This window comes from Brotaphodocola sp. (assembly GCF_050873065.1).
GTDB lineage: Bacteria > Bacillota > Clostridia > Lachnospirales > Lachnospiraceae > Brotaphodocola.
Genome location: NZ_JBNMIC010000083.1, coordinates 1 through 7184, shown reverse-complemented (window position 1 = coordinate 7184; position 7184 = coordinate 1). Strand labels below are relative to the sequence as shown.

The following is a 7184-nucleotide window of genomic DNA, read 5'->3' as shown; positions in this document are numbered from 1 at the left end:
GCTGAATGATGTATAGTATTTGCAGGAGACACCTTCTTTCGTGAATGCTGTAAATGTTAGTTTGGGCACTTTCATTATACAACATAATCGAATTCAAGGTGTCTTTCTTTTATGCAAAATCACGAACTTGCTCATTTATAGATATAATAGATATTTTTGCATCCTTTTCTTTTTTATGGGAACAGAGGTTCAAAAAATTTTTTGCAGTGTCCAATTAGTATCTTTTTGTGTGTTAAAATATAAACATAAAAAACCAAGAAAACTGTTACTCACAATTTTCAAATAAAAGGAGAGAGGTTTATGACGAGAGCAGAAGCAAAATTAAGAGCAAAAGAACAATTGGGTGGAAAAATTCTGGGAACAATTTGGCTGAATGCAGTAATTGTGATAGCAATCTATTCGGTTCTGGGAATTTTGATTAATGCACTGAAAGTGGATCAGTTCTATGGACTTGGAAATATCATTTCTCTTTTTATAATGGGACCGCTTTCCTATGGAATGTACTCCCTGTTTCTGAAGCAGAGTGAAGATGGACAGCCGATGCAGATTCTGGATATCTTCAATGGATTCAAGGAAGATCTGGCAGGAAACTTCATCCTGTATGTTATGAATGTGATTCTTGTTTGCCTGTGGTCCTGCCTGTTTATCATTCCGGGAATCGTAAAATACTATGCATATTCGATGGCATTTCTGGTAAAAGCAGATCATCCGGAGTATGGATGGAAACAGTGCCTCGATGAGAGTAAGAGAATTACCAAGGGTCATAAGGGAGAGCTGTTTATGCTCGATCTCAGCTTTATTGGATGGTGGATTTTAGGAAGCCTGCTTCTTGGAATTGGAAGTTTCTGGGTAACCGCTTATTACATGGCGACGAGAACCCAGTATTACAAAGTCCTGGCAGCAGAGAGTCAGTTTCAGATTGCAGATAAATAAGAGAGCAGGAAATGTGTTCTGATTAGATCTGATTAAATAATTGGACTCAAAATTTATTTGCCCGAGAGATTTTCAAATGTGTGTTGCATACATTTGCAGCGAGGAAAATTTCTCGGGTATTTTTTATGCGTTTGTTTTGCTGTTACATTGTTGAGGGAAAATAAAATTAAAGATAAAAAACAGGAAATTTAGTTAGTTTTAGGCAACTCAAAAAATGAGAAAATTTTGCAGAAGATTGCGTGCGGGGGCTTGAAAAATAAGAAAAAGCGAGATATAATGTAGCCGTGCAATTCCTACTAGCCAAGTAGGAATTGCACGGTTTTATGTTATTTGACAGATCGGGAAAGCGTCGCCGACGCTTTTATTGATTTGTTGAAGATTGTAACTGCAAAAATACGAAACAGTTATAAAGATTTTTATATTATAGCACAGATCAAATTTCGGGGCAAGTCCCGGATGGACGATACAAGAGTACCCGATCACTGACAAGAAAAAATAAAGTCAGGATTTTGATGATCCAGACGGATGCGTGAGTGACGGGGCAAACTTGGGAAGAGCAGAAACGGAGGAAAGCGCGTATGTCAGAGCCGATTTTAAAGGTAGACCAGCTGACGGTAAATGTAGAGGATAAGGAGATTCTTCACGGAATCAATTTGACAGTAAATAAGGGAGAGACCCATGTTCTGATGGGACCGAACGGAGCAGGTAAATCTACTCTTGGTTATGTCCTGATGGGAAATCCTCGTTATCAGGTGAGCGGTGGCTCGATCAACTTTAAGGGAAATGATGTGACAAATGAGGGCGCTGACAAGCGTGCGAAAGAGGGAATGTTCCTTTCTTTCCAGGAGCCGCTTGAGGTTCCGGGCCTTTCTCTGGAAGGATTCATCAGAAATGCAGTTCGTCAGCAGCAGGGCGGAAAGCTCAAACTGTGGGCATTTAAGAAAGAACTGGAGAAAGATATGGGTGTTCTTCAGATGGACGATGCATACGCAGAGAGAAGCCTGAACGTTGGTTTCTCCGGCGGTGAGAAGAAGAAGGCTGAGATTCTTCAGCTGATGATGCTCAAGCCAAGCCTTGCAATTCTGGACGAGACTGACTCCGGTCTGGATGTCGATGCCGTGCGTCTTGTTTCCGAGGGCGTAAAGGAATATCAGAAGAATCAGGAAGGTGCGCTGTTAATCATTACGCACAGCACAAGAATTCTGGATGCACTTCATGTCGATTACACACACGTTATGGTTGATGGAAGAATCGTGGCAACCGGTGACGGTTCCATGGTAGAAGAGATCAATGAGAAGGGCTTTGAGTCCTACATTGAGATGGCATCCCGCAAGTAGGAGGAGAGGTCATGGCTGAGAAAGAGAAAACATACGTACAGGACGTGGACCGAAGCCTCTACGATTTCCGCAATGAGGAAAAGGATGCTTACCGGGTAAAATCCGGACTGACAAGCGACATCGTTGAGAAAATTTCCACGGAGAAAAAAGATCCGGAGTGGATGAAAGAATTTCGTCTCAAATCTCTGGAGACATACAACAAGATGGAGATCCCGGACTGGGGTCCGTCGATTGACGAGCTGGACATGGACAACATCGTCACTTATGTCCGCCCGAACACTCACATGAGTGCAAAGTGGTCTGAGGTGCCGGAGGACATCAAGGACACATTTGAGAAGTTAGGTATCCCGCAGGCAGAGCGCAAATCTCTTGCCGGTGTGGGCGCACAGTACGACTCTGAGCTGGTTTACCACAATGTCCGCGAGGAGGTAGCTGCTCAGGGTGTTATCTATTCTGATCTCGAGGGTGCAATGCGCGGAGAGTATGGCGAGCAGTATGCGGAGATGATCCGCACTCACTTTATGAAGCTCGTGACTCCGGGAGACCACAAGTTTGCAGCTCTGCACGGTGCAGTCTGGTCCGGCGGTTCTTTCGTGTACGTTCCAAAGGGTGTCAATGTGGAGATTCCGCTTCAGTCTTATTTCCGTCTGAATGCACCGGGTGCAGGTCAGTTTGAGCACACGCTGATCATCGTGGATGAGGGTGCTTCCCTGCACTTCATCGAGGGATGTTCCGCACCGAAGTACAACGTTGCAAACCTTCATGCTGGATGTGTGGAGCTGTTTGTCGGAAAGAATGCAAAACTGCGTTATTCCACGATTGAGAACTGGTCCAAGAACATGTACAACCTGAACACGAAGCGCGCTCAGATTGCTGAGGGTGGTGTGATGGAGTGGGTATCCGGTTCCTTCGGTTCCCACGTATCTTATCTGTATCCGATGACTGTTCTGAAGGGTGATAATTCCCGTATGGAATTTACCGGAATCACGTTTGCAGGACACGGACAGAACCTCGATACAGGTGCAAAGGTTGTGCATATCGGAAAGAATACATCCAGCTACATCAATACAAAGTCAATCTCAAAGGATGGCGGTATCAGCACGTTCCGCAGTTCTGTTGTGATCGGCGCACAGGCAAAGAAGAGCAAAGCTGCGGTATCCTGCCAGTCTCTGATGCTGGATGAGGAGTCCCGCTCAGATACCATTCCGGCAATGGACATCCGCACTCCGGATGCCGATGTCGGCCATGAGGCAAAGATCGGACGAATCAGCGATGAGGCTGTCTTCTATCTGATGTCGAGAGGAATCAGCGAGGAAGATGCCCGCGCAATGATCGTAAGTGGATTTGCAGATAACGTATCCAAGGAACTGCCGCTGGAGTATGCCGTTGAGATGAACAACCTGATCCAGCTGGAGATGAAGGGCAGTATCGGTTAAAGACGGAGGATTGAGATGGGACAGGGAATTGATATGACAGTGAACCGGCTTCCGGCCAGAACATGGAACTGGCTGAAGATGAATGAGAGCCGGCTGACTGATGTGAAAATAGAAAAAGCATGTCCGGTTGCACCGGTTGTGACGGGACATGGAACTGCCTGGGAGAGAGTAAGCGCGGCAGAGATCCAGGATAAGCAGGCCGGGGATGGCTTTGCATGGAAGAATCTGGTGACCGGAATGGGACCGGATATGGATCGCCTCGCGGAGGAAGACGAGCAGGCACAGGTGGATGTGATCACTGCAGAGGCAGGAGCATCCGAGGACAATATGGCGGTATTTGATTATGAATGCCAGCCGGGCGAGCGCTATTTCAACCGCCTTTACCTTTACGCGAAGGAGAACAGCGTGCTGAATGTGACTGTTCTGTACCGCTCCGCAGGCGAGGGAGAGGGACTTGCAGCCCACCAGATCAAGGTTCGTGCAGAGAAAAATGCAGTCGTTCGCATTTACATGGCAGAGATTCTCGATGCAGGTGTGACCTGTTTAAGCGATCTCGGCGGTGTCTGCGAGGACAATGCACGCGTAGAGCTCGTAAAGCTTGAGTTAGGCGCAGGAAAGCTGTATTCCGGCGGAGAGATCGACCTCAAAGGTAAGGCAAGCAACTTTACCGCAGGAATCGGTTATGCGGCCAAGCCGGGTCAGCATCTCGATATGAATTATACGGCACGTCACCGCGGAAAGAAGACGGAGAGCCTGATGGAAGTTTCCGGAGTGGTATCTGAGAATGCATTTAAGATCTTCCGCGGAACAATCGACTTTATCGCAGGCTGTGCAGGCGCAAAGGGAACGGAGAGCGAGGATGTTCTGCTTCTCGGTGAGGATCTTGTAAACCAGACGATTCCGCTGATTCTCTGCGCAGAGGAAGATGTAGAGGGAAATCACGGTGCTTCGATCGGAAAGCTGGATGACCAGACATTATTCTATCTGGCATCGAGAGGAATCCCGAAGAAGGAAGCAGAGAAGATGCTCGCGCGTGCGCGTGTGGATGCCCTGAACGCAAAGATTCCGGTGAAGGCAGTCCGCGACGCAGTGGAGGAATACCTTGGCGGCGAGAATGAGGCAGATGATGAAGAGGAGGAGAAGTAAATGGAGATGGTAAATTATAAAAAAGATTTTCCGCTTCTCATGAACCTTGACATCGCGTACCTTGACAATGCGGCTACGGAACAGCGTCCGCAGGCAGTGATTGATGCGGAGCGCGAGTTCTATGAGAGATACAATGCAAACCCGCTTCGCGGTCTCTATGAGCTTGGAATGGAAGCGACAGACCGCTATGAAGAAGCGAGAACGTGCGTGAAAGATTTCATCCATGCAAAGAAGGAGTCTGAGATCATCTTCACCCGCAACACGACAGAGAGCATCAATCTTGTTGCGTACAGCTACGGACTGAATTTCTTAAAGCCGGGTGATGAGATCCTGATCACGATCGCAGAGCATCACAGCAACATGCTTCCGTGGCAGATGGTTGCACGCCAGACCGGCGCAACCTTAAAATATTTAGACTGTGATCAGACCGGTTTCTTCTCCGATGAGGCAATCCGTGAGGCAGTGACCCCGAACACGAAGCTTGCAGCAGTCTGCCATGTTTCCAATGTTCTCGGACGCACAACGCCGATTGAGCAGATCATCTCTCTCGTTCACGCAAACGGTGGAGTTGTCCTTGTCGATGCGGCACAGAGTGCACCTCATATGGCAATCAACGTTCAGGAGATGGGCGCAGATTTCCTTGCATTCTCCGGCCATAAGCTGATGGCACCGATGGGAATCGGTGTGCTCTACGGCAGAGAGGAGCTTCTCGAGAAGATGCCTCCGTTTTTGACCGGCGGCGAGATGATTGATTCCGTGACCCGTGAGGGCGCTGTCTATGCTCCGCTTCCTCACAAGTTTGAGGCAGGTACGGTAAACGGTGCCGGTGCAATGGCGCTCAAGGCAGCCATCGAGTATCTTCAGTCTGTCGGCATGGATACGGTTCATCAGAGAGAGCTGGAGCTGACGAAGCTGGCGCTTGACGGAATGAAGGAGATTCCGGGCATCCATGTGATCGGAAGCGACAAGCCGGAAGAGCACTGCGGAATCTTAAGCTTCACCGTTGACGGTGTTCATCCGCATGATATTGCGTCCATTCTCGATGCAGGTCATGTCAACGTGCGCGCAGGACATCACTGTGCACAGCCGCTCTTAAAGCATTTAGGCGTGATGTCCACGGCGAGAGCGAGCCTTGCTTTTTATAATACAGAAGATGATATCGAGCGGTTCTTGAACTGCCTGAGAAATGTTCGGAGGGAAATGGGATATGCAGAGTAGAACGTTTTATAATGAGATTTTGACGGAGCACAACCTTCATCCCGCGCATAAGGAATCTCTGCCGGATGCAAACCTGATTCTCGAGGGTGTGAATCCGAGCTGTGGAGATGACATTATTCTTCAGCTGAAAGTGGAAGATGGTGTGATTGTTGACGGTGCTTTTCAGGGCAGCGGATGTGCGATCTCCCAGGCTTCTGTGGATATGATGCTTGAGCTTGTCATCGGCCGCAAGAAAGATGAGGCCATGCATCTCGCAGACATCTTCTTCCGCATGATCAAAGGTGAGGCGAGCGATGAGGAGATCGATGAGCTTGAGGAAGTTGTTTCCTTAAAGGATATCTCCCACATGCCGGCGCGTGTAAAATGCGCAGTTCTCGGATGGCATACGATGGAAGAGATGCTTGACGGAAAGAAGAAAGAGGACTAAGGCTGAAACTGTCAAAGATTCGACAAGGAATGAAGGATCGATGATTAAGAATTAAGAAGAGTTAAGCTGGAAGTTGGAAATAAAATCAAGAGAGAGAAGCGGGCAGAAGAACAAAATCTTCTGCCTGCTTTTTATGTAAAAAATGAACCTGGGCCAAAGTGTCAACGTTCATATTCACTTGTATGAGATGGAGATTCGATTGTATGAGAGGAAATCATGAAGCGTTGGCGAATTCTGCGGAAATGAGAGGACAAGATAACGAGGGTGCCGAATCGCACAAAAAAGGCACCTGCTTTCGCAGATGCCTGATCATCATAGCGGAAGGGAGATTCGAACTCTCGACACTACGGGTATGAACCGTATGCTCTAGCCAACTGAGCTATTCCGCCATATAAAAGAAAAAGTATGGGGCCTATAGGGCTCGAACCTATGACCCTCTGCTTGTAAGGCAGATGCTCTCCCAGCTGAGCTAAGACCCCATAACTAGTGTCCGTTGCATTCGCAACTGACATTAATAGATTATAAAGGGTAAAGGTCAAATTGTCAACAGTTTTTTGAAAAAAATATGAAGGTTCTATACTGAATGTTGGGGTGTGTTGAAAAACATACTTCCAACATTCTTTTTATTGTAATAAAATACATCTATAAGAAGCCTCCCAAAACATTTTACCGACCAAAGTTTAATGC

6 protein-coding genes and 2 tRNA genes are annotated in these 7184 nt (G+C 47.4%); 6 read left to right on the top strand and 2 right to left on the bottom strand.

Features of this window, described 5'->3' with window-relative positions:
* Positions 1-300 precede the first annotated feature (300 nt).
* The 6 genes from ACR0QE_RS12640 to sufU all read left to right on the top strand — a co-directional run bounded on the left by ACR0QE_RS12640 (position 301) and on the right by sufU (position 6497).
* A complete protein-coding gene (locus ACR0QE_RS12640; protein WP_432628696.1) occupies positions 301-933 on the top strand; it encodes a DUF975 family protein in 633 nt (210 codons plus the stop codon).
* 578 nt (positions 934-1511) lie between these two features.
* Positions 1512-2270, top strand: a complete 759-nt coding sequence (sufC, locus tag ACR0QE_RS12635; RefSeq protein ID WP_432628695.1) for a Fe-S cluster assembly ATPase SufC — start codon at positions 1512-1514, stop codon at positions 2268-2270.
* Between the two features lie 11 nt (positions 2271-2281).
* Positions 2282-3706, top strand: coding sequence for a Fe-S cluster assembly protein SufB (gene sufB, locus ACR0QE_RS12630; protein ID WP_432628694.1), 1425 nt, complete (start codon positions 2282-2284; stop codon positions 3704-3706).
* Positions 3707-3721: 15 nt separating this feature from the next.
* The gene (locus ACR0QE_RS12625) at positions 3722-4852 is read left to right on the top strand and encodes a SufB/SufD family protein (protein ID WP_432628693.1); all 1131 of its coding nucleotides are present in this window, start codon (positions 3722-3724) and stop codon (positions 4850-4852) included.
* Positions 4853-4858: 6 nt separating this feature from the next.
* Positions 4859-6070, top strand: a complete 1212-nt coding sequence (locus ACR0QE_RS12620) for an aminotransferase class V-fold PLP-dependent enzyme (protein WP_432628697.1) — start codon at positions 4859-4861, stop codon at positions 6068-6070.
* The gene (sufU, locus tag ACR0QE_RS12615; protein ID WP_177977066.1) at positions 6060-6497 is read left to right on the top strand and encodes a Fe-S cluster assembly sulfur transfer protein SufU; all 438 of its coding nucleotides are present in this window, start codon (positions 6060-6062) and stop codon (positions 6495-6497) included. The genes ACR0QE_RS12620 and sufU overlap by 11 nt, the downstream gene beginning before the upstream one ends.
* 315 nt (positions 6498-6812) lie before the next feature.
* On the opposite strand, the gene ACR0QE_RS12610 is transcribed toward sufU, so the two are convergent.
* Together ACR0QE_RS12610 and ACR0QE_RS12605 are read right to left on the bottom strand one after the other, a co-directional pair.
* Positions 6813-6886, bottom strand: a tRNA-Met gene (locus tag ACR0QE_RS12610).
* Between the two features lie 17 nt (positions 6887-6903).
* Positions 6904-6976, bottom strand: a tRNA-Val gene (locus tag ACR0QE_RS12605).
* Between the last annotated feature and the right edge of the window lie 208 nt (positions 6977-7184).

Bases quoted from the DNA above. Each gene is read 5' to 3' on its own strand.
- sufU (WP_177977066.1), top strand. From the start codon at position 6,060: ATGCAGAGTAGAACGTTTTATAATGAGATTTTGACGGAGCACAACCTT.
- ACR0QE_RS12620 (WP_432628697.1), top strand. From the start codon at position 4,859: ATGGTAAATTATAAAAAAGATTTTCCGCTTCTCATGAACCTTGACATC.
- sufB (WP_432628694.1), top strand. From the start codon at position 2,282: ATGGCTGAGAAAGAGAAAACATACGTACAGGACGTGGACCGAAGCCTC.
- ACR0QE_RS12640 (WP_432628696.1), top strand. From the start codon at position 301: ATGACGAGAGCAGAAGCAAAATTAAGAGCAAAAGAACAATTGGGTGGA.
- ACR0QE_RS12625 (WP_432628693.1), top strand. From the start codon at position 3,722: ATGGGACAGGGAATTGATATGACAGTGAACCGGCTTCCGGCCAGAACA.
- sufC (WP_432628695.1), top strand. From the start codon at position 1,512: ATGTCAGAGCCGATTTTAAAGGTAGACCAGCTGACGGTAAATGTAGAG.